This window comes from Geodermatophilus sp. SYSU D00779 (assembly GCF_054050595.1).
On record NZ_JBJGZQ010000045.1, the window covers coordinates 1 to 25,217 of the forward strand.

Annotated in this window: 17 protein-coding genes, 2 tRNA genes and 2 pseudogenes; 14 read left to right on the forward strand and 7 right to left on the reverse strand. The window is 71.3% G+C overall.

The window, feature by feature from the left end:
• Positions 1-212: aldehyde dehydrogenase family protein (locus tag ACI79G_RS23525; RefSeq protein WP_456883457.1), on the forward strand; the 212-nt coding region annotated here is incomplete at its 5' end.
• Between the two features lie 1,150 nt (positions 213-1,362).
• On the opposite strand, the gene ACI79G_RS23530 is transcribed toward ACI79G_RS23525, so the two are convergent.
• Positions 1,363-2,709, reverse strand: a complete 1,347-nt coding sequence (locus ACI79G_RS23530; protein WP_456883458.1) for an aminotransferase class III-fold pyridoxal phosphate-dependent enzyme — start codon at positions 2,707-2,709, stop codon at positions 1,363-1,365.
• Between the two features lie 477 nt (positions 2,710-3,186).
• Between ACI79G_RS23530 and ACI79G_RS23535 the strand changes: the two genes are divergently transcribed.
• Together ACI79G_RS23535 and ACI79G_RS23540 are read left to right on the forward strand one after the other, a co-directional pair.
• A complete protein-coding gene (locus ACI79G_RS23535) occupies positions 3,187-3,954 on the forward strand; it encodes a LysR substrate-binding domain-containing protein (protein WP_456883459.1) in 768 nt (255 codons plus the stop codon).
• 332 nt (positions 3,955-4,286) lie between these two features.
• Positions 4,287-5,273 carry a D-2-hydroxyacid dehydrogenase gene (locus ACI79G_RS23540; RefSeq protein ID WP_456883460.1) on the forward strand — a complete coding sequence of 329 codons (987 nt, stop codon included), beginning with the start codon at positions 4,287-4,289 and terminating at the stop codon, positions 5,271-5,273.
• Positions 5,274-6,970: 1,697 nt separating this feature from the next.
• Here the strand turns inward: ACI79G_RS23540 and ACI79G_RS23545 are convergent.
• The 4 genes from ACI79G_RS23545 to ACI79G_RS23560 all read right to left on the reverse strand — a co-directional run bounded on the left by ACI79G_RS23545 (position 6,971) and on the right by ACI79G_RS23560 (position 10,415).
• On the reverse strand, positions 6,971-7,411 hold the full coding sequence (locus ACI79G_RS23545; protein WP_456883461.1) for a DUF1810 domain-containing protein: 441 nt from the start codon (positions 7,409-7,411) through the stop codon (positions 6,971-6,973).
• Between the two features lie 26 nt (positions 7,412-7,437).
• A complete protein-coding gene (locus ACI79G_RS23550) occupies positions 7,438-8,670 on the reverse strand; it encodes a nucleotide-binding protein (protein WP_456883462.1) in 1,233 nt (410 codons plus the stop codon).
• Positions 8,667-9,257, reverse strand: a complete 591-nt coding sequence (locus ACI79G_RS23555) for a hypothetical protein (RefSeq protein ID WP_456883463.1) — start codon at positions 9,255-9,257, stop codon at positions 8,667-8,669. Before ACI79G_RS23555 ends, ACI79G_RS23550 begins: the two co-directional genes overlap by 4 nt.
• Before the next feature lie 1,084 nt (positions 9,258-10,341).
• A tRNA-Gly gene (locus tag ACI79G_RS23560) sits at positions 10,342-10,415 on the reverse strand.
• Positions 10,416-10,524: 109 nt separating this feature from the next.
• On the opposite strand from ACI79G_RS23560, the gene ACI79G_RS23565 reads away from it, so the two are divergent.
• The 5 genes from ACI79G_RS23565 to clpX all read left to right on the forward strand — a co-directional run bounded on the left by ACI79G_RS23565 (position 10,525) and on the right by clpX (position 15,319).
• Positions 10,525-10,598, forward strand: a tRNA-Pro gene (locus ACI79G_RS23565).
• 119 nt (positions 10,599-10,717) lie between these two features.
• Positions 10,718-12,211: a trigger factor gene (gene tig, locus ACI79G_RS23570; RefSeq protein WP_456883464.1), complete on the forward strand. Its 1,494-nt coding sequence runs from the start codon at positions 10,718-10,720 to the stop codon at positions 12,209-12,211.
• 271 nt (positions 12,212-12,482) lie between these two features.
• Positions 12,483-13,118, forward strand: coding sequence for an ATP-dependent Clp protease proteolytic subunit (locus ACI79G_RS23575; RefSeq protein WP_456883465.1), 636 nt, complete (start codon positions 12,483-12,485; stop codon positions 13,116-13,118).
• 20 nt (positions 13,119-13,138) lie between these two features.
• The gene (locus ACI79G_RS23580) at positions 13,139-13,765 is read left to right on the forward strand and encodes an ATP-dependent Clp protease proteolytic subunit (protein WP_456883466.1); all 627 of its coding nucleotides are present in this window, start codon (positions 13,139-13,141) and stop codon (positions 13,763-13,765) included.
• 282 nt (positions 13,766-14,047) lie between these two features.
• On the forward strand, positions 14,048-15,319 hold the full coding sequence (gene clpX / locus ACI79G_RS23585) for an ATP-dependent Clp protease ATP-binding subunit ClpX (RefSeq protein ID WP_091219995.1): 1,272 nt from the start codon (positions 14,048-14,050) through the stop codon (positions 15,317-15,319).
• Positions 15,320-15,414: 95 nt separating this feature from the next.
• Here clpX and ACI79G_RS23590 read toward each other — a convergent pair.
• Positions 15,415-15,906 (reverse strand): annotated as a pseudogene (locus tag ACI79G_RS23590) (endonuclease domain-containing protein); the annotation flags it as partial.
• Between the two features lie 155 nt (positions 15,907-16,061).
• The gene (valS, locus tag ACI79G_RS23595) at positions 16,062-18,647 is read right to left on the reverse strand and encodes a valine--tRNA ligase (RefSeq protein WP_456883467.1); all 2,586 of its coding nucleotides are present in this window, start codon (positions 18,645-18,647) and stop codon (positions 16,062-16,064) included.
• Between the two features lie 42 nt (positions 18,648-18,689).
• On the opposite strand from valS, the gene folC reads away from it, so the two are divergent.
• The 6 genes and pseudogenes from folC to ACI79G_RS23625 form a co-directional block, all read left to right on the forward strand.
• Positions 18,690-20,066, forward strand: a complete 1,377-nt coding sequence (gene folC / locus ACI79G_RS23600; RefSeq protein ID WP_456883468.1) for a bifunctional tetrahydrofolate synthase/dihydrofolate synthase — start codon at positions 18,690-18,692, stop codon at positions 20,064-20,066.
• A 73-nt stretch (positions 20,067-20,139) separates the two neighbouring features.
• A complete protein-coding gene (locus tag ACI79G_RS23605; protein ID WP_456883469.1) occupies positions 20,140-20,529 on the forward strand; it encodes a DUF4233 domain-containing protein in 390 nt (129 codons plus the stop codon).
• 11 nt (positions 20,530-20,540) lie between these two features.
• Entirely contained in the window at positions 20,541-20,963 is a 423-nt protein-coding gene (gene ndk / locus ACI79G_RS23610; protein ID WP_456883470.1) for a nucleoside-diphosphate kinase, read from the forward strand.
• Between the two features lie 258 nt (positions 20,964-21,221).
• Positions 21,222-23,150: a TIGR03960 family B12-binding radical SAM protein gene (locus ACI79G_RS23615; RefSeq protein ID WP_456883471.1), complete on the forward strand. Its 1,929-nt coding sequence runs from the start codon at positions 21,222-21,224 to the stop codon at positions 23,148-23,150.
• Positions 23,150-23,914: a TIGR03936 family radical SAM-associated protein gene (locus ACI79G_RS23620; RefSeq protein WP_456883472.1), complete on the forward strand. Its 765-nt coding sequence runs from the start codon at positions 23,150-23,152 to the stop codon at positions 23,912-23,914. The genes ACI79G_RS23615 and ACI79G_RS23620 overlap by 1 nt, the downstream gene beginning before the upstream one ends.
• A gap of 262 nt (positions 23,915-24,176) precedes the next feature.
• Positions 24,177-25,217, forward strand: a pseudogene (locus ACI79G_RS23625) (ribonuclease E/G); the annotation flags it as partial.

Genomic DNA, 25,217 nt, shown 5'->3' on the forward strand with positions numbered 1-25,217 from the left:
CGATCACCACCGCCCACCGGCTCGAGGCCGGCTGGGTGCAGGTCAACCAGGGCGGCGGGCAGGTCGTCGGCCAGTCCTACGGCGGCTACAAGCAGAGCGGCATCGGGCGGGAGGTCTCCCTCGAGGGGATGATCGCCGGCTTCACCCAGACCAAGCAGATCAACGTGCGCCTCGGCCACGGGGCCACCCCGGCTCCGAGGACGGGCCCCTGATCATCCGGCCAACCCGGGGTCTCGGGGCCCGAAGGTCCCGAGACCCCGGCGCCGGACCGGCCGAGCAGCGTCCGGCCGTGGCTCCGGTTGCATTCCGGCCCGACATCGCCGTCGTCGGCACCGACCACACGACGGCGGGCCAGGGCCACCTGGCCCGAAGGGCACGATCGCGGCGGTGCTGCAGGTCGCGGCCTGGCAGCGCTGCCGAATGGACCGCTCCGCGCATCGTGCTCGCCATGGTCCGTAGGGCAACGCCGGAATGGTCGCCGCCATCCGCAACGTCCTCGCTCAGTGCCCCGCCGAGCACACGCGTTCCCCCCTCGACGTCATCGCCGGCAGGATCGGTCGCCCGTCCCCGCCTCCCTGGCGCCACCTTCCCGGGCAGCCACCAGGAGATCGGTCGACCAACTCGCGGGAACCGCTCGACGAGCTGATCAAGCGCTGCACCGACGTCGGCGGCGCCGTCTCCGGTCCCTCGGCCCTGCTCACCTGGTTGGCGCCGTCCTCGTCGAGGCCCGCGACGATGGGCAGGTTTCCGGTCGCCGCGATCCCCGGCGGCTCGACTGCACTCCCCGGCTCTTGGAGCAGTTCGGGAACAGGTGGCACAGCCGGCCGGATGGCGTCATGGTCGCGTTCGCACGGGCTCCCGAGGTCACCAGCTACACCCCGACCCGGGACAACAGCACCTGCGGGCCGGAGTCCGGATCAGAGGTGAACCCGGGTTCAACCCCCAGTCGCGAGAGACGAGCAATGGGCCCCGGAGCCGACCGATCGGCCGTGGGTCGGCGGGCACCTCGAGCCGGTCGGGTCAGCGGGCGGACCCCCAGTCGACAACGAGATTCGTCGGGTCTCCCAGACCAGCGACGCGTCCGTCGTCATGTGCGGACCGGGTGGTGCTGCCCCGCCCGGGACCGCTTCCGTGGGTCGCTGCCGGCAGGGGAGGAGCACGCAGCCCGCTGGAGGTGCCGGCCTGGCGGGTCCGGTTGGTCCAGTGCCACACCAAGGGACCCCCGGGGACGGGTACGACCGACCGGTGGCCCCCTCCGGGGAACTGTCCCTGCACCCGGACCGACCGTCCACGAGACGCAACTCCACGCAGGTCCGGTGGCGAGCGCCGGACCTGCCAGGATTGTCAGCTCGTGAGAGCCGCTCAGTCCGTCACGTGCTTGTCCGCGAGGTCCAGAGCAGCGTCGATGAGCTCGAGGCCCTCGAGCGCGTCAGCGTCCGAGATGTTGCAGGGCGGGAGCACGTGCACGCGGTTGAAGTTGGTGAACGGCAACATCCCCTCCTTCTTGAGGAAGGCGGACACCTCTGCCATCGCAGGGCTCGTGCCGCCATAAGGGGCCAGCGGCTCACGAGTGGAGGGATCACGGATCAGCTCTAGGGCCCAGAAGACCCCGGTACCGCGAACCTCCCCGACGCTGGGGTGACGCTCCGCCACCTCGCGCAGGCGCGGCCCGATGACATCGCACCCGAGACGGGCCGCGTTCCCGACCACCCCCTCGTCCTCCATGACCTCGATGGTCGCGACCGCAGCCGCCGCGGCGAGCGGGTGTCCCGAGTACGTGAGGCCACCGGGATAGACGCGCGAGCCGAAGTACGATGCGATCTCGTTGTTGATCGCCACGCCTCCGAGCGGCACGTACCCGGAGTTGACCCCCTTGGCGAACGTGAGGAGGTCGGGGGTGACACCCATGTCACCCATGGCGAACCACGCGCCCGTCCGTCCGAACCCGGTCATCACCTCGTCGGCGACCATCACGATGCCGAAGCGGTCGCAGAGCTCTCGAACGCCCCGCATGTAGCCGGGCGGCGGCACCATGACGCCGGCCGTACCGGGGATCGCCTCGAGGACCACCGCCGCGATGGACTCCGGTCCCTCGAAGGAGATGGTCCGCTCGAGGTGCTCGAGCGCGCGGGCGCACTCCTGCTCCTCGGTCTCCGCGTAGAAGGCAGACCGGTAGAGGAACGGCCCCCAGAAGTGCACCGTCCCCGAGGTGGCGAAGTCGTTCGGCCACCGCCGGGGGTCGCCGGTCATGTTGATGGCGGTCGTGGTGCCGCCGTGGTAGGAGCGGTACGTCGTCAGCACCTTGTGGCGACCGGTGAACAACCGAGCCATGCGCACGGCGTGCTCGTTGGCGTCCGCGCCGCCGTTGGTGAAGAAGATCCGGTCGAGGTCTCCGGGCGTGCGCTCGGCGATCAGTCTCGCCGCCTCGCTGCGCGCGTCGTTGGCGTGCTGCGGCGCCACGGTGCACAGGCGCGCGGCCTGCTCTTGGATTGCAGCGATCACACGCGGGTGCTGGTGTCCGACGTTCGTGTAGACCAGCTGGCTTGAGAAGTCGAGGTACTTCCTGCCCTCGCCGTCCCAGACGTGAGACCCCTCGGCCCGGGTGATGACCATGGGATCCAACGCATCCTGCGCTGACCAGGAGTGGAACACGTGCTGGCGGTCGAGGCGGTAGGCCCGGTGGGCCTCAGTCTCGGCCTCGGTCTCCACCGCGACCTGCTCGCCCTCTGCAAAGGTCATGGGATGTCCTCGCCGGTGAGTTGTCAGGACGGACCAGGAGGCCCGCTGTTCACCTCCACTCTGCGGCTTCGGCGGTTCTCATCCCATCGACAGATCGTCCGGTCCGGATGCTCGTCCCGAACACAATGTCAGCTGCCCCGCTCGTCGCTCGGACCCCGGCGGTCGATGTGATTACGCGGCTTGCAGAGGCGGACCTGCAGTGCGGGCACGTCTGGGTCGACCTGGTGCTCTGAGCTCGCGATGGCGATGACGGTGGCCCGACAGGAGTGGTCCGGACGGGGACGGCTGTCGCCCCTGCGTCCACGCGCGGCCTGCCGTGCTCGTTCGGCCCCGCCGCCGTGAGGTCTCGCCGCTGCGCTCGCGCCGCGGGCGGGAGCGCTCGTTCTGAGCCCGTGGCCGCCAGTTGGGGGCTGAGAGGTCGACAAGTCAGGTGACCAAGCCGAAGGGGTGCTCGGTACGGTCCGGCTCGGCAGCTTCCCGACGGCCAGCCAGCACCGGCTGCCCGGAGGGCTGACTGCGCTGGCTACCAGCCATCCCTGCGTCGAGGTTCTCCTCGATGAGGGGGAGCCCTCCGAGCTTGCGCCACGGGTCCGAGACGGCGACCTCGACGTCGCGCTCGTCTACCGCTACACCCCGGTGCCCGGGTGGCGGCCGCGTGCGCTCCCGGTGACCCCGCTCCTCCGTGAGGACCTGGTCCTGCTGCTCCCGTCCGGACACCCGCTGAGCGAAGTGGGAGAAATTCGGCTCGAGCAGCTCCAGGAGGCGGTGTGGGTGACGACCCGTCACGGCACCAAGGGCGCCGCATGCCTGCGGCGGTTGGTCGCCGCGGCGGGCTTCGAGCCCCGCGTGTCCTACCGCAGCAACGACTACGCCGTCGTCCGCGGCTTCGTCCGATCCGGCCTGGGCATCGCGCTGGTGCCCGTGCTGGGCCACGCGCCGGGACCCGGAGTGGTCACCGCCCGGCTCGCCGGGACCAGGACACACCAGCACGTCGGCCTGCTGACCCGGGCTAACGCACGCAATCCGGTGGTGGACGGGGTCATCGCTGCGTTGAACCGCTCCGCCCGCGGGCTTCACGACCCAGCGGAAGGCCTGGTCTACGAGGCGATGACTGCACGACGGATCGAGTCTCAGCTGTGGCGGTCTGAAGCGGTCGCTGGCGGCGTCCGGGTCCTCAGCACGAGGCTCGAACACCATGACCTCGGCTCGCAGTGAGGGTTCACCATGCCCTCGGACGCTGCGCGGGCAGCGAGGCCAGGTCGGTCAGCTCAAGGCGGTCGGTGTCTGCGCGTGGAACGAAGCGTTCCTGACTTCCACCCTCCACTCCCTCAACTGCGAAAATGACCCGGACGCGCTCCGCGCTCTTAACTCGTCTGGCTGGCAACTGGGGGTCGACGAGATGGTGGTGCGGGCATCACCTCCAGGGCTGCTTGCGGATCGTTGAACGCTCTGCACCCATAGACCAGGACCCGTCGAGGACCCGATCCGCGGGCCGGACCCCCTTGCCGGTCGAGCGGCGGGCGAGGCCCGTCGAGAAAGAAGCGGCCATGGACACCGAACCACCGGGGCGGACCGATCGGGACCGGCCGGGGGCCGCCGATCTGACGGTCCTGGTGTACGAGCCGCAGCATGCCGAGGAGCTCGTCGGGCTGCTCGTCGAGCGGAACGCGCCCGGCCGGTTTCTCGCCTGCTCCGACGAGGCGTCGGTGCACCGCGCCATCCAGCACTGTCACGTCGTGGTCTCAGGTCCGTTCCCGGTGGCGGCGCTGGCCTCCGCGCGAGAGCTGTTGTGGATCCAGTCGCTCTGGGCGGGAGTCGACTCCTGGCGGGAGGTCGACCTGCCGCACGGTGTCCGGCTCACGCGGATGACCGACGTCCACGCGCCGTACATCGCCGAGTACGTGTTCGCGCACCTGTTGTCCGGCAGTCAGCGGGTCGGCCAGTTCCAGGACGCGCAGATGGCCAGGCAGTGGCAACCGCTCCCCACACAACGTCTGCACGGCCCTCTCGGTGTCGCGGGCTGGGGTGAGATCGGGCGTCACATCGGGCGGGTGGCGGCGGGGTTTGGGCTGCCGGTCCGGGCATTCAGCCGAAGCGGCCACGGCGTGGACCCGTCCGGGAACCCCGTCTTCGCGAGCTCCGAGCTGCACCCGTTCCTCACGGAGCTCCGGATTCTGGTCCTCGCCCTGCCCGGGACGCACGAGACCCGAGGTTTGATCGGCCGGCTCGAGCTCGCTCTGCTCGCGCCGGGCGCCGTTGTCGTCAACGTCGGGCGGGGCGCGGTGCTCGACGAGGACGCCGTGGTCGAGGCTCTTCGGGGCGGACAACTGGACCGCGCGATCCTCGACACCTTCGCCGTCGAGCCGCTGCCGCCGACTTCCGCTCTCTGGGACGCTCCCGGCTGCACGGTGACGCCCCATGTCGCGGGTCCCACCGATCTGACGGCGGCCGCGGACATCGTCGCGCGCAACCTGAAGACGTTCGTGGGCGGTGGGTGGCCGCCCCCCATCGTCGATCTCGAGCGGGGCTACTGACGCCGAGCGGGGCGAGGTCGAGGGCGCTCGGCCGCACGGACTCAGCGCATGGCGGCCCGGTCGACCGACAGCAGCGCGATGTGCAACGACATCGGCTTGACCCAGCGCCAGGGTCGACCGGCTCGGGTCGGCTGGGAATGACGTCGCGGTGGGCCTGCCTGTGTCATTGACGGCGGGGGAAGGGCAGGCTGAGTCGGGGTGGGAGGCGGAATGGGTGTCCAGGCGCCCTCGGCCATCCCCAGCCGGTCGGCCAGTAGCCAAAGACCCGCCGGGGTCGCAAGCGAGGCCGAGGTGGCTGCCGCGCACTTTCACGTTCTCCCGCCGAGCGCGGACCTCGTTCCGGCACGACGACCAGTGCACGGTGCCGTCGGCTCGGGTGTAGACCGACGTGGCGGGCACGCGCAGCGAGCAGCGCTCGGCCCTGGGCCAAGGGCAGCGCCGCCGCCCTGCACCGAAGGCGGGCGCCGCCGTCGACGATCCCCGAGGCAGTGCGGACCCAGGGCGCCGATCGCAGCACCGGCGTGCCGAGGCTGACCAGTCCGCGGACGCTGCCCGCCGCAGCTCGGGCCAGTTCTTGCGCGTAGAGCCCGCCGAGACTTCACCCGACCAGGCTGACCCCCGCCGTCCTGAGGTCCTGTGCATCCGCTCGAGTTGGACGCGCAACGTGTCGACCACCCGGTCCGTCGGGCCCCGGTTGAGGCCCAACCTTCAACCGGACACGTTGTGGTCCAGGGCGCGCAGCGCGGTCCGCAGCACCAGAGTGGCGGGGTCGCCAAGCATCAGCCCCGGTAGCACCACCACTGGGTGGCCGTCATCGCGGCGGGCGGTGACGAGCACCGGCCAGGCAGCCGCAGCCCCGCCTCGCCGTCGCCGGCTGACCGCGGGACATCGGTCGGGCGGATGCCGGCGCATGCGTGGGCTTCCTCACCGACCCTTCCGGGCTGGCGAGAGTCGTCGACCCAAGCACTGTCGCTCCGCCCTCCTTTGCCGTGCTGACTGTGCTTGCCGCTCCCCCCACCACGCTGTTCCCTGGTGGACCGGGCACCGCGACGTGAGCAGAGGTCGACACCGCGATGCGGCTGAGGAGCGGGGCACTTGACTGGTCGGGAATCCGAGCTCGGAGTCGGGGCGACCTTCGGCCTGTACTGCGAGGCGCTCGAGCCGGGGAGCGTTGGGGTCGGTGACTGGCTGCGCGTCGGCTGACCGACCTGGCGAGCCTCCGCCGTCCTCAGCTGCTTTTGGCGGACCTCGAGTCGCCGGCCTCAAAGGGGGCCCGCCCCGCTCGGCGACGCGACCCGCACACATTCAGCTTGAGGTTGGCGAGCGCGTCCGTGAGCACGCACTCGACAGCCAGGCAGCTGAAGCCTGGCTGTCACCCTGCTCGTCACCGGCGTCGTTGTCGGGCCGCTGGGCAACGTCTTCGGCCCCGTCCTGGGACGCCGTCAAGCTGCCCCACCATGCAACTTTTACTCATCCAATACTGCCGTCAACAGCCATAGTCGACTGAACCGAACCCTTGATTAGTTGCCTCATCGGCCTGCGCGTTCAACGTCTGCCAGCGTCAGCAAACGAGACCGCGATCAAATCGCAGGGTTGTGGGTTCAATCCCCACGGGGCCCACCGTACTGACGTTCTCGTTCTTCCGGCTGGCTGCTCACAGGGCCGCCCTCGCCTGCCGTTGTGGTGTGTCCAGGCGATCATGCGGGGCTGGAGCGGAGCAGACCTATCGTGAGCGGATCCGGCTGTCCGTCGAAGTAGCGGTCCAAGCAGGCCGTGAACTCCCGGGTCTCCGGCGCGGCCGCCGCGAACAACGTCATCGACGAGCGAAGTTTCATCGCGTCGAGGCCGCCGAAGACCTCTGCGGCTGACCGTCCCTCGATCTGATTCACGACCTGCGTAATCTCCAGAAGGCGGGGTCCCAGTACAGGGTGCGCGACATAGGCCTTAGCCTCGTCCAGCGAGGAGATCGCGTAAAAATTAGCGTTGGAGCTCCGTCCGAGCCCGGCCATTTGAGGAAAAATGAACCACATCCAGTGGCCGGTCTTACGTCCGGCGCGCAACTCCGACACGGCGCGCAAGTAGGCGTCCCGATGGTTCTGGGCATCCACGAACCGCTCAAGCCGATAGGGATCGTCCATGAGACACCTCGAACACTCAGAGCCGATCAACCGCCGAGCGCCACTCGGGACATCACGTCGTGCAGGGTGGTGTCCGCAATTTCTGATCGGGAGCCCTCATAAATCACGATCCGAACCTCCCGCACGTGCCGTCCGATGTCCTCCCGTAGGACCGACCGAAGGGCGAGCAGGTTGAACAGCAACGCCACGCCCACCGGCATGCCGCCATGTCCTGCACCCAAGATCGGCATGGAAAGCGACGTCAATCGGTTGGCGTTCATGGTCTCGATCACGCCCTGGATGGCCGCGTAGAGGAAATGCGGCTCCGCCCTCAGTCCGATCCCCGCCCGCTCCGTCGTCGCCGACACCAAGATGACGCGGTGTGCCGGTGTCGGCCCCTTGAGGAAGATCCCTTGACCTATCCCGTAGCTGTCGTCGATGCGCCGCTCCGTCCGCGGGACGCGCTGCGACGGCACACCCGTGAGTTCCGCCCGCACCTGCCGCACGAAGTCTTCGACGTCAGCACCGTAATGATGCCGAACGAAGGCCCCGAGGGAACTTCGTTCGTCGGTCACGCACTCGTCGTCGAAGTACTCGTTCGCCGGAAGTGCCACCACGCGGTCCGGGCGATCCGACCCGTAGTCCTGGATCCGTCCGACCTCCACGTGCACGAGAGCCCGGTGGAGCCGAATGGATAGCTGTGGGCTGGAGTCGCCGGCGTCCGCCGCCGACGAGGGAGTGCTGAGTAGCCACTCCAGGTCACGACTCAGCCGTCCCATCGCCCGGTCGAGTCGCGCGCGGGCCTGAGGTTCGGTGATCATCCGGAGTTCCTTGGTGTCAAGGCACTCCCGAACCTTCGTACACGCAGACGCGACACCCGCTCGGCGCTCGCCTCTCGCCACCCTCCCGGCGTCATATCTAGCGGTCACGACGCCGAGCAAGTCGCCGGGCAGCCGAGGGCCGGAGGACTGCGGGGCGAGCATGAATGTCCGGTCGGCGCCGAGCCGCCCGATGAACATGCCCAGTTCGAAGATCACATTGTCCCGCACAGCGGAATCCGATGTGCCCCGCTTCGTGACGACGTCGTCTGGCTGAAGGACGAAGATTCCCGCGTCCGCCGAGTCGAGGGCTGCCAACAGTGATTCCAGCGCCGAGTGAGAGAGGCGGAAGACGTCCTGGTCCCACACGGTAACGTCGAAACGGTCGTCGAGCTCCGACTGCACGGCCCGGCAGATGTCGATCGCCTCCGTGGAACTGCCGACGAAGATCCGGGGTCTCATACGCACGCTCCGGAACCGGTGGCTGTCCGCGCGCTCACGCGTGCGCCCGCCGATGGCTGGTCGTTCTTCAGTTCCCCTTCTGCTGGATCAGCAGCAGAGAGACCGGCTGCCCTCACGGCGATCCAGGCCAGCTCGGGGTGGAAGATGTCGCTGTGCACGCCCGACAACGGGCGCCCCTGGCGGACCACGTTACTGGCGTCGACGTTGCGGAAGCGGCGCGGCGCATAGCAGCACTTCTTGCCGACGGGGCTGATCGGCGAATCGGCGGCATCCACCGCCTGAGCCCCGTCGTGCCCCATGGCGCCCCAGCGGGAGTCCAGCTCCTTGCTGCCAGCCGCGTCCTCCCGCGAGCCGAATGAGGCGAGGGGATAGAGAACGCCGACGGCGGTGTCGTGCTCGGGCAAGCAGCAGACGAGGGGGCCGTCCACCTTCTCTGCCCGACCGGCCAGCGCGCCACCGCGGGCCCGGGCATGGGGAAGCTTCGACGCGAAGGCGAAGTGGGAGAAGGCGCCCTGCAGGAGAAGGAGTGATTCCACCGGGGAGGGATCCGTTCCGTCCGGGAGTCCGGCAAGCGCGAAGGACACCACCCGTGCCCCGAAGCTGTGGCCGGTCAGGTGGAAGCGTACCGCGGTGCCGCCTTGTGGGCAGCTCCGATGGGTGGCCCCAGCCCCTTCTCTCCGACGGCGCCCGCGCGTCGCTTCATCACGAAGTAGGTCGCCTGGCGCAATGCCGTGTTCGCGCCGGACCACAGGCGGCCGGTGAAGCTGGAGAAGCCCGCGGCTCCACCCTCGTCGGCCAGCTGCGACTGCTTGAAGCCCAGCGCGGCGGCCGCCGGTCGGCCCGGCCGCCCTGTTCGGCGAGCTCGGTCGCCAGCCGGGCGGCGAGCTTCGTCGATGTGCTCTCACGCGCACTCGAGGACCGCCACCTGGACGCAGCTGGAGGCCGAGGACCTCGCGGACGTTGCCGCAGCACTCGGACTGGGGGTCGGCGAGATCGCCGCTGCCCTACACGCGGCACGGACCCGAACCCCGACCCAGAACTGGGCCGAGAGCTTGCGCGGGCTCGGCGTGTGCTTCACCGGCACACTCCAAACGCGCATCCAAGAACAGCCCATTAACTGCGATCAGGCGCATGCGCTCGCGCGCTGCGGGACTGGTCGTGCATGAACGCGTCACGAAAGCGCTCGATGTGCTGGTCGTCGCCGACCCCGCCTCTCTGTCGGCGAAGCGGAGAAGGCGCGGTCGTACGGCACCCGGATCATGCCCGAGAACACGTTCTGGCAGGCGATCGGGCTGCGGCCATCCAGCGGTGACTGACCGGGAGTGCCTTCCTTGATGGCCCGGGCAACCGGGCGCGGGGCGCCGTGATTGGGGTCGGCCGGAGGCGACCCTGGTTGCGCTCATCAACGAGCACGACACCTGACACGTCTAGCCCTTGTTGCCCGTGCAGAGGCCCGTCGTCCCAGTGGCATGAGACGAGGGCGACTCACCATCTGCCCCACAGACGATGAACACCCACGACCGTCGAGCCGTGGCTCGTGCCTTATCCGTGCCTTAAGCACCGGCCAAAGCCGGTGGTCAGCGGTCAACAGGGGTCGGCACCGTTAAGGCACAGGAGCAGAGTTGAAGGCTCCCTGAGCAGCGCAGACGGGTATACGAGCAGGTCAGTACGTGGAGCGGGTGACGGGAATCGAACCCGCATGGCCAGCTTGGAAGGCTGGGGCTCTGCCATTGAGCTACACCCGCGACGGTGCCCCCGACAGCGTAGCCGCCCCAGGTCCGCGGCCGGTCGCCAGGCGGTGGTCGTCCGCGCCGCGCCGTCCCCGGCCGGGCGGGACCTAGACTCGACCCGCCACGGGGTGTGGCGCAGCTTGGTAGCGCACCCGCTTTGGGAGCGGGGGGCCGCAGGTTCAAATCCTGTCACCCCGACCGTCCCCGTCCGCCGGACCGGCACCTGCGCCGCTGTCTCTAGACTCGGGGGTCGACCCGGCGTCGTCCGTCGTGCCCGGCGCCCCATCCCCGTCTGTCTATCGAGGAGCACTGCTGCTGTGAAGAGCACCATCGAGGAACTGGGCCCCACGCGGGTCCGGATGGCGATCGAGGTGCCGTGGGGGGACCTGGACCACGCCTTCGGTGAGGTCTACAAGGAGCTCGGCCGCCAGGTGCGCGTGCCCGGCTTCCGCCCCGGCAAGGTGCCCAACCGGGTGCTCGACCAGCGCATCGGCCGGCCGCTCGTGCTCGAGCAGGTCGTCCAGCACGCCATCCCGGAGGTCTACTCCGAGGTCGTGCGGGAGAACCAGGTGCGCGTCCTGGGCCAGCCCGACATCGAGGTGACCCGCCTCGACGACAACGACACCCTCGCCTTCACCGCCGAGGTCGACGTCGCCCCCAAGATCGAGGTGCCGCCGCTCGACGCGCTCGCGGTCACCGTCGACGACGTCGAGGTCACCGACGACGAGATCGACCAGCAGATCTCGGTCATGCGTGAGCGCTTCGGCATGCTCACCGGCGTCGACCGCCCCGCCCAGGACGGCGACTTCGTCTCCATCGACCTCGAGGCCAAGCTCGGCGACGAGGTGCTCGAGGACGGCTCGACCACCGGCATGTCCTACGAGGTCGGCTCCGGCAACCTCATGGAGGGCCTCGACGACGCCGTCCGCGGGCTGTCCGCCGACGAGTCGACGACCTTCCAGACCGCGCTGCTGCAGGGTCCGAACGCCGGTGAGACGGCCGACGTCACCGTCACCGTCCGCTCGGTGAAGACCAAGGAGCTCCCGGAGCTCGACGACGAGTTCGCCTCCACCGCCAGCGAGTTCGACACCCTCGGGGAGCTGCGGGAGGACATCCGCACCCGGCTGGCCCGCACCAAGGTGCTGCAGCAGGGCGCGCAGGCCCGCGACAAGCTGGTCGAGCACCTGCTCGAGACCGTCGAGGTGCCGATCCCGGAGAACCTGGTCGACCGCGAGATCGAGTTCCGCAACCAGGCGATGCAGAACGAGCTGCAGCAGGCCGGCATGGACTGGGACAGCTTCCTGCAGATGACCGGTGTCGAGAGCCAGGAGGCCTACGACGCCGACCAGCGCAAGAACATCGAGGAGGCGGTGCGCACCCAGTTCATCCTCGACGCCATCGCCGACGCCCGTGAGGTCACCGTCGACAACGAGGACCTCTCGGCGCAGATCATGGCGCAGGCCCAGCGCAACCGGATGAGCCCGGAGCAGTACGCCCAGCAGCTGCAGCAGGGCGGCAACATCGCCGAGTTCGTCGCCGACGTCCGCCGCACCAAGACCCTCGCCCAGCTGCTCGAGGAGACGACGATCACCGACGCCTCCGGCAACGTGGTCGACCTCGAGGCGCTGCGGCCGCGCACGGTGCAGGCCCCGGCCGCCGGCACCGACACTGCGGAGGCCCAGGACGCCGACGGCGAGACCGCCGACGCCGACGTCGCCGACGAGGCGCCCGACGCCGAGGTCGCCGACGCGGCCGCCGTCGAGGCCACCGAGGGCGCGACCGAGGACTCCGAGGACGCCACCAAGGCCTGACGCCCACCCCGCCGCACGACCGACGCCGTCCCACCCCGAGACCCGGGGTGGGACGGCGTCGTGCGTCCCGGGCCCGACCGGCGCACCCGGCGCTGCGCCCACGGCGAACACCCCCTGCGCCGGGACTGTCGCCGCACGGGTCCGCGTTAGGGTCGACGCAGACTCTGGCGAGCACCGGGGAAAGACACCCCTGGGGGCCTCTCCCGGGCCCCGTACCACCCAGCCCGCCCCAGATCGCCTGCACGACAGTCCTACGGAGGTCACCGCACCCGTGAGCACCAACCCGAACCAGGCGAGCGCACCGCTGATGCGTGGCGCCGCCGGGGGGATGAACCTCAACGACTCGGTCTACGAGCGCCTGCTGCGCGAGCGCATCATCTTCCTGGGCACCCAGGTCGACGACGTCATCGCCAACCAGCTCGCCGCGCAGATGCTGCTGCTGTCGGCTGAGGACCCCAAGCGCGACATCCACCTGTACATCAACTCGCCCGGTGGCTCCGTCAGCGCCGGCATGGCGATCTACGACACGATGCAGTTCATCGACTGCGACGTCGCGACGTACGGCATGGGCCTGGCCGCCTCGATGGGCCAGTTCCTGCTGACCGCCGGCGCCAAGGGCAAGCGCTACGCCCTGCCGCACGCGCGGATCATGATGCACCAGCCCTCGGCCGGCGTCGGCGGCACCGCGGCCGACATCGCCATCCAGGCCGACCTGTTCCGGCGCACGAAGCGCGAGCTCAACGAGCTGCAGTCCTTCCACACCGGCCAGCCGATCGAGCAGATCGAGCGCGACTCCGACCGCGACCGCTGGTTCACCGCGCAGGAGGCTCTCGAGTACGGCTTCGTCGACCACGTCGTCAGCCGTGCCGCCATGACCGACCAGGCCAACCCGGTCACCGACAACTGACGGTTCGGAGGAGAACTGACATGAGCTTCGAGATGCCCTCCAGCCGTTACGTGCTGCCCTCCTTCGTGGAGCGCACCAGCTACGGCATGAAGGAGTCCAACCCGTACAACAAGCTCTTCGAGGAGCGCATCATCTTCCTCGGGGTGCAGATCGACGACGCGTCGGCCAACGACGTCATGGCCCAGCTGATCACGCTGGAGTCCAACGACCCCGACCGCGACATCACGATCTACATCAACTCGCCCGGTGGCTCCTTCACCTCGCTGATGGCCATCTACGACACGATGATGTTCGTCCGGCCCGACATCCAGACGGTCTGCATGGGCCAGGCCGCCTCGGCCGCCGCCGTCCTGCTCGCCGCCGGCACCCCGGGCAAGCGCCTGGCGCTGCCGTACTCCCGCGTGCTGATCCACCAGCCCTCCGGTGAGGCCGGCGGTCAGGTCTCCGACCTGGAGATCCACGCCGCGGAGATCGAGCGGGTGCGCACCCAGATGGAGCAGATCCTGGCGCGGCACACCGGCCGCACGCCTGAGCAGGTCCGGTCCGACATCGACCGCGACAAGATCCTCACGGCCGAGGAGGCCAAGGAGTACGGGATCGTCGACGCGGTGATCCAGAGCCGCAAGCTCAACGCGCTCCCGGGCTGATCTGCCGAAACGGGACGGGTCGAGTGCGCGCGTGTCGGGCGCTCGACCCGTACCGTCGAGGGACGCGGGACGCATGTGGTCAGGGCGCCGTCCCCGGCGGGCGAGTCATCGCCCTCCGGGGCCGGTGTCGGCAGGTACGGTCGGCGAGCACCCGATCCCCGGCCCCACGTGCTGGGAGGAGAGCCTCGCCGGAGCGGGGCCGAGCACGGGACGTCAGCACCATCAACAGGCGGGCACCTGACACCAGGAGCCTGGAAATCCCCCCGAGGTGGAGGTCAGCAGGTGGCACGAATCGGTGAGAGCGGTGACCTGCTCAAGTGCTCGTTCTGCGGAAAGAGCCAGAAGCAGGTCAAGAAGCTCATCGCTGGCCCCGGGGTCTACATCTGCGACGAGTGCATCGACCTCTGCAACGAGATCATCGAGGAAGAGCTCTCGGAGTCGTCGGACCTGAAGTTCGACGAGCTGCCGAAGCCCAAGGAGATCCACGACTTCCTCGAGCAGTACGTCATCGGCCAGGACAAGGCCAAGCGTGCGCTCTCGGTCGCGGTCTACAACCACTACAAGCGGGTGCAGGCCGGCGGCGCCGGCAGCCGCGACGACTCGGTCGAGCTGGCCAAGTCCAACATCCTGCTGATGGGCCCGACCGGCTGCGGCAAGACGCACCTGGCGCAGACCCTCGCCCGGATGCTCAACGTCCCCTTCGCCATCGCCGACGCCACGGCGCTCACCGAGGCCGGCTACGTCGGTGAGGACGTCGAGAACATCCTGCTCAAGCTGATCCAGGCCGCCGACTACGACGTCAAGCGGGCCGAGACCGGGATCATCTACATCGACGAGGTCGACAAGATCGCCCGCAAGAGCGAGAACCCGTCGATCACCCGCGACGTCTCCGGTGAGGGCGTGCAGCAGGCGCTGCTGAAGATCCTCGAGGGGACGACGGCGTCGGTGCCCCCGCAGGGTGGCCGCAAGCACCCGCACCAGGAGTTCATCCAGATCGACACGACGAACGTGCTGTTCATCGTGGGCGGCGCCTTCGCCGGGCTGGAGAAGATCATCGAGCAGCGGGCCGGCAAGCAGGGCATCGGCTTCGGCTCGGAGATCCGCAGCAAGAAGGAGATCGACGAGGCCAACGCCTTCGCCGAGGTCATGCCCGAGGACCTGCTGAAGTTCGGGATGATCCCCGAGTTCATCGGCCGGCTCCCGGTCATCACCAGCGTGGAGAAGCTGGACCGCGACGCGCTGATGAACATCCTCACCGAGCCCAAGAACGCCCTGGTGCGCCAGTACCGGCGGCTGTTCGAGCTCGACGGGGTGGACCTCGAGTTCACCGACGACGCGCTCGAGGCGATCGCCGACCAGGCCATCCTCCGCGGCACCGGCGCACGTGGGCTCCGGGCGATCATGGAGGAGGTCCTGCAGTCGGTGATGTACGACGTCCCCAGCCGGGACGACGTCGCCTCCGTGGTGATCACCAAGGAGGTCGTGCTCGAGCACGTCAACCCGACGATCGTGCCCCGCAAGCCGAGCCGCGCCCCCCGCGAGAAGTCGGCCTGAACCGACCGCACCACTGAACGGCTGAGGCCCAGAACCCCGGAGGTTCTGGGCCTCAGCCGTTCACGGGTGTGCCAGCCGCCCCGCACCACGGCCTCGATCTCACGCCGGCACCCATCGGGATCGCTGACCAGCCGCGTGTAGCTGAACCGGAGCACGACCCACCCGAGCGCCGCCGGAGCGGTGTCCCGGCGCAGGTCCCGCTCACGAGCCGCCCGGCTGCCGTGGAAGGCGGCGCCGTCGAGCTCCACCGCGACGCGCGCCTCCACGTAGGCCGCGTCGAGGCGGATCCACCGTCCGTCCGGCAGCCGGACCGGGTGCTGCTGCACGTACGCAGGGAGCCGCGGTGCGCCCGGCAGTACGCGGGTGGCGCCCCAGATCTCCAGCTCGCTCTCGCAGCCGCCGGCGACGACGTCGAGCAGCCTGCGGAGCTCGGCGCGTCCCCCGTGGGTGCGCAGCCGGGGCGACTCGTCGCGCAGCGCGGCGACCTCACGCCACGGCTGCGCACCGACTCGATCACCGCTTGCCGTACGTCCGCCTGATCGGGGGCGGTAGTGGGGTTCCTCCTGGGTGAGTACGCCCAGGACCACGCGTCCACGAGGCTGCGGCTCGGGTGCACGACCGGGATGCCGTCGATGTGGGTCACCGGGAGCGGCAGCGTCGCTGTGGACAGCACGAACGTTGAACCTCCGAGGCCTGGGAGAGCCGTCCTCCTGGGCCTCAGAGGTTCAACACTCCGCCGCGGTCAGGCCTCGGCGGGTGGGGCGAGGACGACGTCGACCGCCAGCGGGCCCTCGCCCGCGACGACCTCCAGCGAGGCGATCCGGCCGGCCTCGACCAGGTCGCTGCGCGCGGCCTCCACCAGCGCCACCTGCTCGGCCGGCGCGGTCACCGTCGCGGACTCCACGTCGGCCCGCATCGAGACCTTCGCGTCGGACTTGGCCTTGCGGACCCCGGCCAGCGCGGTGGCCACCACCGACACCACCGCGGGATCCCCGCCGGTCGGCAGCTCGGTCGCGGCCGGCCACGGCGCGCGGTGCACCGAGCCTGACTGCCACCAGGACCAGACCTCCTCGGTGACGAACGGCAGCACCGGCGCGAACAGCCGCAGCTGCACCGACAGCGCGAGCGCCAGCGTGGCCCGTGCGGACTCGGCGGCCGGCCCCGACCCGTAGGCGCGGGACTTCACCAGCTCCACGTAGTCGTCGCAGAACGACCAGAAGAACGCCTCGGCGACCTCGAGCGCGCGGGTGTAGTTGTAGGATTCCATCGCCGCGGTCGCCTCGTCGACGACCTGCGCCAGCCCGGCCAGCAGGCCGCCGTCGATCGGCTCGGTCACGGCCGAGGCCGACAGGTCGGCCGACGCCCCCAGCCCCAGCACGAACTTGCCCACGTTGAGGATCTTGATGGCCAGCCGGCGGCCGACCTTCATCTGCGCCTCGTCGAACGGCGAGTCCGCCCCCGGCCGGGCGCCGGCGGCCCGCCAGCGCACCGCGTCGGTGCCGTAGCGCTCGAGCACGTCGATCGGCGTGACGACGTTGCCCTTGGACTTCGACATCTTCTTGCGGTCGGGGTCGACGACGAAGCCGGAGATCGTCGCGTGCGTCCACGGCACCGTGCCGTGCTCGAAGTGCGAGCGGACGACGGTGGAGAACAGCCAGGTCCGGATGATGTCGTGGGCCTGGGGGCGCTGGTCCATCGGGAAGACGTGCGCGAACAGCTCCGGGTCGGTGTCCCAGCCCGAGGCCACCTGCGGCGACAGCGACGACGTCGCCCAGGTGTCCATGACGTCGGGGTCGGCGATGAAGCCGCCGGGCGCGCCGCGCTGGTCCTCGGAGAAGCCCGGCGGGACGTCGGACGCCGGGTCGACCGGCAGCGACTCCTCCGGCGCGAGCAGCGGCTCCTCGTACACCGGCTCACCGGAGGAGTCCAGCCGGTACCAGACCGGGAACGGGACACCGAAGAACCGCTGGCGGCTGATCAGCCAGTCGCCGTTGAGCCCCTCGACCCAGTTCTCGTACCGGTGCCGCATGTGCTCGGGCACCCACTGGATCTGCCGGCCGCGCTCGATCAGGGCCTCGCGCAGCGACGCGTCCCGGCCGCCGTTGCGGATGTACCACTGCCGCGTGGTGACGATCTCCAGCGGCCGCTCGCCCTTCTCGAAGAACTTCACCGGGTGGGTGATCGGCCGCGGGTCGCCGTCCAGGTCGCCGGACTCGCGCAGCATCTCCACGATCCGCTGCTGCGCGCTGAACACGGTCTTGCCGGCCAGCTCGGCGTACCGGTCGGCGGGGACGCCGGGCGGCGCGTCGGGCAGCAGCCGGCCGTCCCAGCCGACGACCGCGCGGGTCGGCAGCTGCAGCTCGCGCCACCAGGTGACGTCGTTGAGGTCGCCGAAGGTGCAGATCATCGCGATGCCCGAGCCCTTGTCCGGCTCGGCGAGGCGGTGCGCGACCACGGGCACCTCGACGTCGAACAGCGGCGTCCGCACCGTCCGGCCGAACAGCGGCTGGTAGCGCTCGTCGTCGGGGTGGGCGACCAGCGCGACGCAGGCGGGGATCAGCTCCGGCCGGGTGGTCTCGATGAACACCGGGCCGTCGGCGGTGTGGAACGAGATGCGGTGGTAGGCACCCGGGCGCTCGCGGTCCTCGAGCTCGGCCTGCGCGACCGCCGTGCGGAACGTGACGTCCCAGAGGGTCGGCGCCTCCTGGGCGTAGGCCTCACCGCGGGCGAGGTTGTGCAGGAAGGCGCGCTGCGCGGTGGCGCGGGAGGCCTCCGAGATCGTCCGGTAGACGTTGTGCCAGTCCACCGACAGCCCGACCCGCCGCCACAGCTGCTCGAAGGCGCGCTCGTCCTCCTCGGTCAGCCGCATGCACAGCTCGACGAAGTTGCGCCGCGAGACCGGCACCTGGTCCTTGCCCGGCTTGGCCGGGGGCTGGAAGTCCCCGTCGTAGGGGAGCGAGGGGTCGCAGCGGACGCCGTAGTAGTTCTGCACCCGGCGCTCGGTGGGCAGGCCGTTGTCGTCCCAGCCCATCGGGTAGTAGACGTGCTTGCCGCGCATCCGCTGGTAGCGGGCGACGATGTCGGTGTGCGTGTAGCTGAACACGTGCCCGACGTGCAGCGATCCGCTCGCGGTCGGGGGAGGGGTGTCGATCGAGTACGTCTGCTCCCGCGGGGCGGAGAACGCGGCCGCGCGGTCGAAGGCGTAGGTGTCGTCCTCGGCCCAGCGGGCGGCCCACTTCTCCTCGAGCCCGTCCAGCGACGGCTTGTCCGGTACACCGGCGCCCGCTCCGGGGACGGTGGTCTCCGGGGTCTGGATGTCGGTGGTCATGCCCCTCATCGTAGGTAGTGGCCGACTGGCATCCTGGACAGGATGAGCACCAGGGCGGGTACGGGGCAGAGCGGCGGAGCCGTCGATCTCGCCCGCGTCGAGGAGGAGCTCCTCGCGCGGTGGCCCGAGACGCGGCTGCAGCCCTCGCTGTCCCGCATCTCCGCCCTGGTCGACCTGCTGGGTTCCCCGCACCGCGCCTACCCCGTCGTCCACGTGGCCGGCACCAACGGCAAGACGACGACGGCGCGGATGGTCGACGAGCTGCTGCGCGGCTTCGGCCTGCGGGTCGGCCGGTTCACCAGCCCGCACCTGCAGTCGGTGCGCGAGCGGATCGTCCTCGACGGCGAGCCGGTCAGCGCCGAGCGGTTCGTCGAGACCCACTCCGACATCGCGCCCTACGTGCAGATGGTCGACGCCGCCGGCGAGCACCCGATGAGCTTCTTCGAGGTCATGGTCGGCATGGCCTACGCGACCTTCGCCGACGCGCCGGTCGACGTCGCCGTCATCGAGGTCGGGATGGGCGGCACCTGGGACGCGACCAACGTGGTGGACGCCCGCGTCGCCGTCGTCACCCCGGTCGCGCTCGACCACGCCGAGTACCTCGGCCCGGACGTCGGCACGATCGCCGGCGAGAAGGCCGGGGTGATCAAGCGCGACGCGGTCGCGGTGCTGGCCCGCCAGCAGCCCGCGGCGCTCGACGCGCTGGTCCGCCGGGCGGTCGAGGTGGAGGCCGTGGTCGCGCGCGAGGGCACCGAGTTCGGCGTCCTCGACCGGCGGGTCGCCGTCGGCGGGCAGCAGCTGCGGCTGCAGGGCCTCGGCGGCGCGTACGAGGAGGTCTACCTCCCGCTCTTCGGCGCGCACCAGGCGCAGAACGCGGCGACCGCGCTCGCCGCCGTCGAGGCGTTCCTCGGCGCGGGTGCGGCGACCGGGCCGATCGACCAGGAGACCGTGCGCGCCGCGTTCGCCGCCGTCCGCTCGCCCGGCCGGCTGGAGCGGGTCCGCACCAGCCCGACGGTGCTGGTCGACGCCGCGCACAACCCGGCCGGCATGGCCGCCACGGTCGAGGCGGTCCGGGAGTCCTTCGACTTCACCCGGCTGGTCGGCGTGGTGGGCGTGGTGCACGGCAAGGACGTCGAGGGGATGCTGCGCGAGCTGGAGACCGTCTGCGCCGAGCTCGTGGTCACCCAGAACAGCTCGCCGCGCGCGATGCCCGCCGACGAGCTGGGCGCGCTGGCCGTCGACGTCTTCGGCGCCGACCGGGTCAGCGTCTCGCCCCGGCTGCCCGAGGCGCTGACCGAGGCCGTCGAGCTGGCCGAGGCCGGTCCGGACGACGCCCTGGGCGGCTCGGGCGTGCTGGTCACCGGCAGCGTGGTCACGGCGGGGGAGGCCCGCACGCTCATGGGCGGGGCGCGGTCGTGACCGAGCTCGCGAGGTCACGGATGGGCACAGCACCGCGCGGCACGGTGCCGACGGGCGCCGGCGAGGAGACACCGTGACCGCGGCGGACCCGGCGCGGGCGGCCCGCGCGCTGCGGGGTGCGGCGGCCGGCGTGCTGGTGCTCGAGGGCATCGCCGTGCTGTTCGTGCCGCGCGGCATCGCGCAGACCGAGGAGGGCCTCGGCGGCGTGCGGCTGGCGCTGCTGCTGGGGCTGGCCGTCGTCCTGGTGCTGGCCGGCGGGGTGCAGCGCCGTCCCCAGGGCCTGCTGGTCGGCACCGCGCTGCAGGTGCCGCTGCTGCTCACCGGTCTGCTCAACGCCGCCATGTGGTTCGTCGGCGGCGTCTTCGTGCTCATCTGGCTGTACCTGCTGCAGGTCCGCAAGGAGCTGCTCGGCCATCCCTTCCGGGAGCCCGCTCCCCGTGGGGACGGCGACCCCGCCGCGTAGGCTCCGCGCTCGTGTCTGAAGCCACCCCCGCCCGCACCCTCGTCCTCGTCAAGCCCGACGGCGTCGCCCGTGGCCTGGTCGGCGAGGTGATCTCGCGCCTGGAGGCCAAGGGCCTGCGCCTGGTCGCCGCCGAGCTGCGCACGCTGACCCGGGACGTCGCGGAGGAGCACTACGGCGAGCACCGCGAGAAGCCGTTCTTCGGCCCGCTGGTCGAGTTCATCACCGGCGGCCCGCTGCTCGCGCTCGCCGTCGAGGGCCCGCGGGCGGTCGAGGCGTTCCGCGCCCTGGCCGGCGCCACCGACCCGGTGAAGGCCGCTCCCGGCACCATCCGCGGTGACTTCGGGCTCGAGGTGCAGAACAACATCGTCCACGGCTCGGACTCCGACGAGTCCGCCGCCCGCGAGATCGCGCTGTTCTTCCCGAAGCTGGGCTGAGGCTCGCGTCATCGAGATCGACGGTCTCGTGGCGATCAGCCCGTGATGACCACGAGATCGTCGATCTCGCCGCTGCGAGGTCTCGCTGCACCTCGTCGGCGAGGTCACCCGAGCTGAGGCCCAGCGGCTGGCCACGCACCCACGCCGAGTGGGCGGTCGTGGTCGCCGACACGCGCAGACACGCCGTGCCGAACGACCCCATCTGCTCACTCGGCGGCAGATCTCGCGGCTGCGGGGGCCGTCTACCCTGGACGGGTCATGAACGGTGAATCGCTGTACCCCCGTCTCGAACCGCTCCTCGCGCAGGTGCAGAAGCCGATCCAGTACGTCGGCGGTGAGTTGAACGCGCAGGTCAAGGCGTGGGACGACGTCGCCGTCCACTGGGCGCTGATGTACCCCGACGCCTACGAGGTCGGGCTGCCCAACCAGGGCCTGATGATCCTGTACGAGGTGCTCAACGAGCGGCCCGACGCCCTGGCCGAGCGCACCTACGCCGTGTGGCCCGACCTCGCCGCGCTCATGCGTGAGCACGGCGTCGGCCAGTTCACCGTCGACTCGCACCGGGCGGTCGCCGACTTCGACCTGCTCGGCGTCAGCTTCGCCACCGAGCTGGGCTACACCAACCTGCTCGAGGCCCTCGACCTCGCCGGGGTGCCGCTGCACGCGGCCGACCGCGACGAGACGCACCCGGTCGTGGTGGCCGGCGGGCACGCCGCGTTCAACCCCGAGCCGATCGCCGACTTCGTCGACTGCGCCGTCCTGGGCGACGGCGAGCAGGTCGTCGGAGACATCACCGATGTCGTGGCGGCGTGGAAGCAGCAGGGCCGCCCCGGCGGGCGCCTGGAGCTGCTGGCCCGCCTCGCCCGCGTGGACGGCGTCTACGTGCCGCGGTTCTACGCCGTCTCCTACGGCCCGGACGGCGCCATCGCGGCGGTCACCCGCACCCGGGACGACGTCCCCGCGCGGGTCGGCAAGCGCACCGTCATGGACCTCGACGAGTGGCCCTACCCGAAGACGCCGCTGGTCCCGCTGGCCGAGAGCGTGCACGAGCGGATGAGCGTGGAGATCTTCCGCGGCTGCACCCGCGGCTGCCGGTTCTGCCAGGCCGGGATGATCACCCGCCCGGTGCGCGAGCGGACCATCACCGGCATCGGCTCGATGGTCGACCAGGGGCTGCGCGCCACCGGGTACGAGGAGGTCGGGCTGCTGTCGCTGTCCAGCGCCGACCACTCCGAGATCGGCCAGGTCGCCAAGCAGCTCGCCGACCGCTACGAGGGCACCAACACCGGGCTGTCGCTGCCGTCCACCCGCGTCGACGCCTTCAACGTCACCCTCGCCAACGAGCTGTCCCGCAACGGCCGGCGCTCCGGCCTGACCTTCGCCCCCGAGGGCGGCAGCGAGCGGATCCGCCGGGTGATCAACAAGACGGTGTCCAAGGACGACCTCGTCCGCACCGTCACCACCGCCTACGCCAACGGCTGGCAGCAGGTGAAGCTCTACTTCATGTGCGGTCTGCCGACCGAGACCGACGAGGACGTGCTGGAGATCGCCGAGCTCGCGGTCGAGGTCATCCGCGCCGGCCGGGAGGCCAGCGGCCGCAAGGACATCCGCTGCACGGTGTCGATCGGCGGGTTCGTGCCCAAGCCGCACACGCCGTTCCAGTGGGCCGGGCAGGCCAGCGCCGAGACGATCGACTCCCGGCTGCGGCTGCTGCGGCAGGCCATCAACGCCGACCGCCGCGTCGGCCGCTCGATCGGCCTGCGCTACCACGACGGCAAGCCGGGCATCGTCGAGGGCCTGCTCTCCCGCGGCGACCGCCGGGTCGGCCGGGTCATCGAGCGGGTGTGGCGCGAGGGCGGCCGGTTCGACGGCTGGAGCGAGCACTTCTCCTACGAGCGCTGGACCGCCGCCGCGGCTGCCGAGCTCGGGCCCCTCGGCGTCGACCTCGACTGGTACACCACCCGCGAGCGCGGCCAGGACGAGGTCCTGCCCTGGGACCACCTGGACTCCGGGCTGGACAAGGAGTGGCTCTGGGACGACTGGCAGGAGGCCCTGGCCGAGGAGGAGGTCGCCGACTGCCGGTGGACCCCCTGCTACGACTGCGGCGTCTGCCCGACCAACGGCACCGAGATCCAGATCGGTCCCACCGGGCGCAGCCTGCTCCCGCTCACGGTCGTCGGCCGCTAGTGGCCCGCCAGCCCGAGGGGCCGCCCCCGCCGCCCACCGTGCAGAAGCTGCGGCTGCGCTACGCCAAGCGCGGCCCGCTGCGCTTCGCCTCGCACCGCGACCTCGCCCGCGCCCTGGAGCGGGCGCTGCGCCGCGCGCGTGTGCCGATGGCCTTCTCCGCCGGCTTCTCCCCGCACCCGAAGATCTCCTACGTCGGCGCGGCGCCCACCGGCGCGGCCAGCGAGGCCGAGTACGTGGAGATCGGACTGGCCGAGCGGCGCGACCCCGAGGAGGTGCGCGCCGCGCTGGACGCCTCGCTGCCGCCGGGCATCGACGTCCTCGAGTGCGTGGAGGCCCTGGGCTCCGGGTCGCTGGCCGACCGGATCGACGCGGCGACCTGGCGCGTGGAGCTGCCGGGGGTGGCGCCGGCCGAGCTGGCGCGGGCCGTCGAGGCGTTCCTCGCCGCCGACGTGGTCACCGTCGAGAAGCGCACCAAGAACGGCCTGCGCGACATCGACGCCCGGCCGGCCGTGGCCAGCGCGTCGGCGGCCGAGGAGGCAGGTTGTGCCATACTGCACATGGTCGTCCGGCAGGTGACGCCCGCCGTTCGACCCGACGACGTGTTGGCCGCCCTGGTTGCCGTCGCCGACCTGCGCCCGCCGTCGCCCCCTCGGGCCGTGCGTGAGGCGCAGGGCCGGCTCGACGACAACGGGACCGTGGCCGACCCGCTCGGCCCGGACCGCGTCGCGAGCACCCGCTGCCAGGGGGAGCCCGCCACGGTCTGACCGGTGGGCCCCGGGGCCGCACACCGTCGAGCGACACGGCTGCCAGACGTGACGCACCCCGAGATCTCGCACCACCGAAGGACCCGCACCACCGGCGCCCGGCCGCGGCAACTCCTCGCCCGGACACCGACCCCCAGACTTCGCGGGTCGCGCCTGCCGCCGCACCCGGCGCGGGGGCCGACCCGTCCGACCCCGTGCTCCTGCGCGGCCGCCAGTCCCCGTGATCGGCGCCCGGGAGCACCACACAGGAGGCGAGCCACGCGTGGCCGACCAGACAGACGACAGCACGACCACCCCGGCCGACGAGGGCCTCGACCCCGCCGCCCTGCCGCAGGGCACGGAGGACGCCGCGGCCGAGGACGACGTCCGCGTCGCCGAGGCCGGTGAGGACGACGACGCCGGCGAGCAGGCCGCCGTGGCGGAGCTCGCGGCCGCCGAGGAGGACGCCGGGAGCCCCGAGCCGGCCGCCGAGCCCGAGGAGCCCCCGATCTCCCGCTTCGGCGCCCAGTTCAGCTCCCCGGAGCCCACCGCCGTCATCGCCCGTCCCCGCCGCCGGGCCACCCGCCCGGCCGGCGCGGCCGACCCCGGCGACCACCCGCCCGCGCCGCCCGCCGCTCCCACGATCCCGGCGTTCGTGAGCTTCGTCGCGCCGACCGAGGCCGACGTCCCGCCCCCGCCGCGCCGGCGCAGCCGCCGTCCGCTGGCCGAGTCCCCGGTGGTCGAGGAGACCGACGTCGAGCCGGCCGAGGACGACGAGGACGAGACCCCCGCGCCGCGCTCGCGGCGCAGCCGCTCGCGTCGCCGCTCCGCCGGTGCGGACGAGACCCCCGCGACCGACCAGGACACGGACACCGACGCCGACACCGACTCCGACGAGGAGCGGGCGGACGCCGAGGGCGACCCCGGCATCGACGACGGCGAGGACAACGGGGCCGGCGGCAGCCGGCGCCGCCGCCGGGGCCGGCGCGGCCGCGGCCGTGGGCGCACCGGGGACGACGCCGCCGACACCGAGGGCGACGACGACTCCGCCGACGACTCCGCCGACGAGGACGCCGCCGAGGACCAGGGCGCCGACGAGACCGACGAGGACGCCGACGCCGACAGCGGCGAGGACACCGCCGAGGGCGACGAGGGCGAGGGCGGCTCGAGCACCCGCCGCCGGCGCCGGCGGCGCCGCCGTGGCTCCAGCGCAGAGGCCGACGAGGCGGCCGCGGAGAGCGACGACGACCGTACCGAGCGGGACGGCCGCAACGGACGCACCACCAGCGAAGACGACCTCAACGGCGTCACCCGGTCCACCCCG

What these genes read in the sequence shown, in the direction of transcription:
- ACI79G_RS23540 (WP_456883460.1), top strand. Translation starts at nt 4,287, where the DNA reads ATGGACACCGAACCACCGGGGCGGACCGATCGGGACCGGCCGGGGGCC.
- ACI79G_RS23545 (WP_456883461.1), bottom strand. Translation starts at nt 7,411, where the DNA reads ATGGACGATCCCTATCGGCTTGAGCGGTTCGTGGATGCCCAGAACCAT.
- ACI79G_RS23550 (WP_456883462.1), bottom strand. Translation starts at nt 8,670, where the DNA reads ATGAGACCCCGGATCTTCGTCGGCAGTTCCACGGAGGCGATCGACATC.
- ACI79G_RS23580 (WP_456883466.1), top strand. Translation starts at nt 13,139, where the DNA reads ATGAGCTTCGAGATGCCCTCCAGCCGTTACGTGCTGCCCTCCTTCGTG.
- valS (WP_456883467.1), bottom strand. Translation starts at nt 18,647, where the DNA reads ATGACCACCGACATCCAGACCCCGGAGACCACCGTCCCCGGAGCGGGC.
- folC (WP_456883468.1), top strand. Translation starts at nt 18,690, where the DNA reads ATGAGCACCAGGGCGGGTACGGGGCAGAGCGGCGGAGCCGTCGATCTC.
- ACI79G_RS23615 (WP_456883471.1), top strand. Translation starts at nt 21,222, where the DNA reads ATGAACGGTGAATCGCTGTACCCCCGTCTCGAACCGCTCCTCGCGCAG.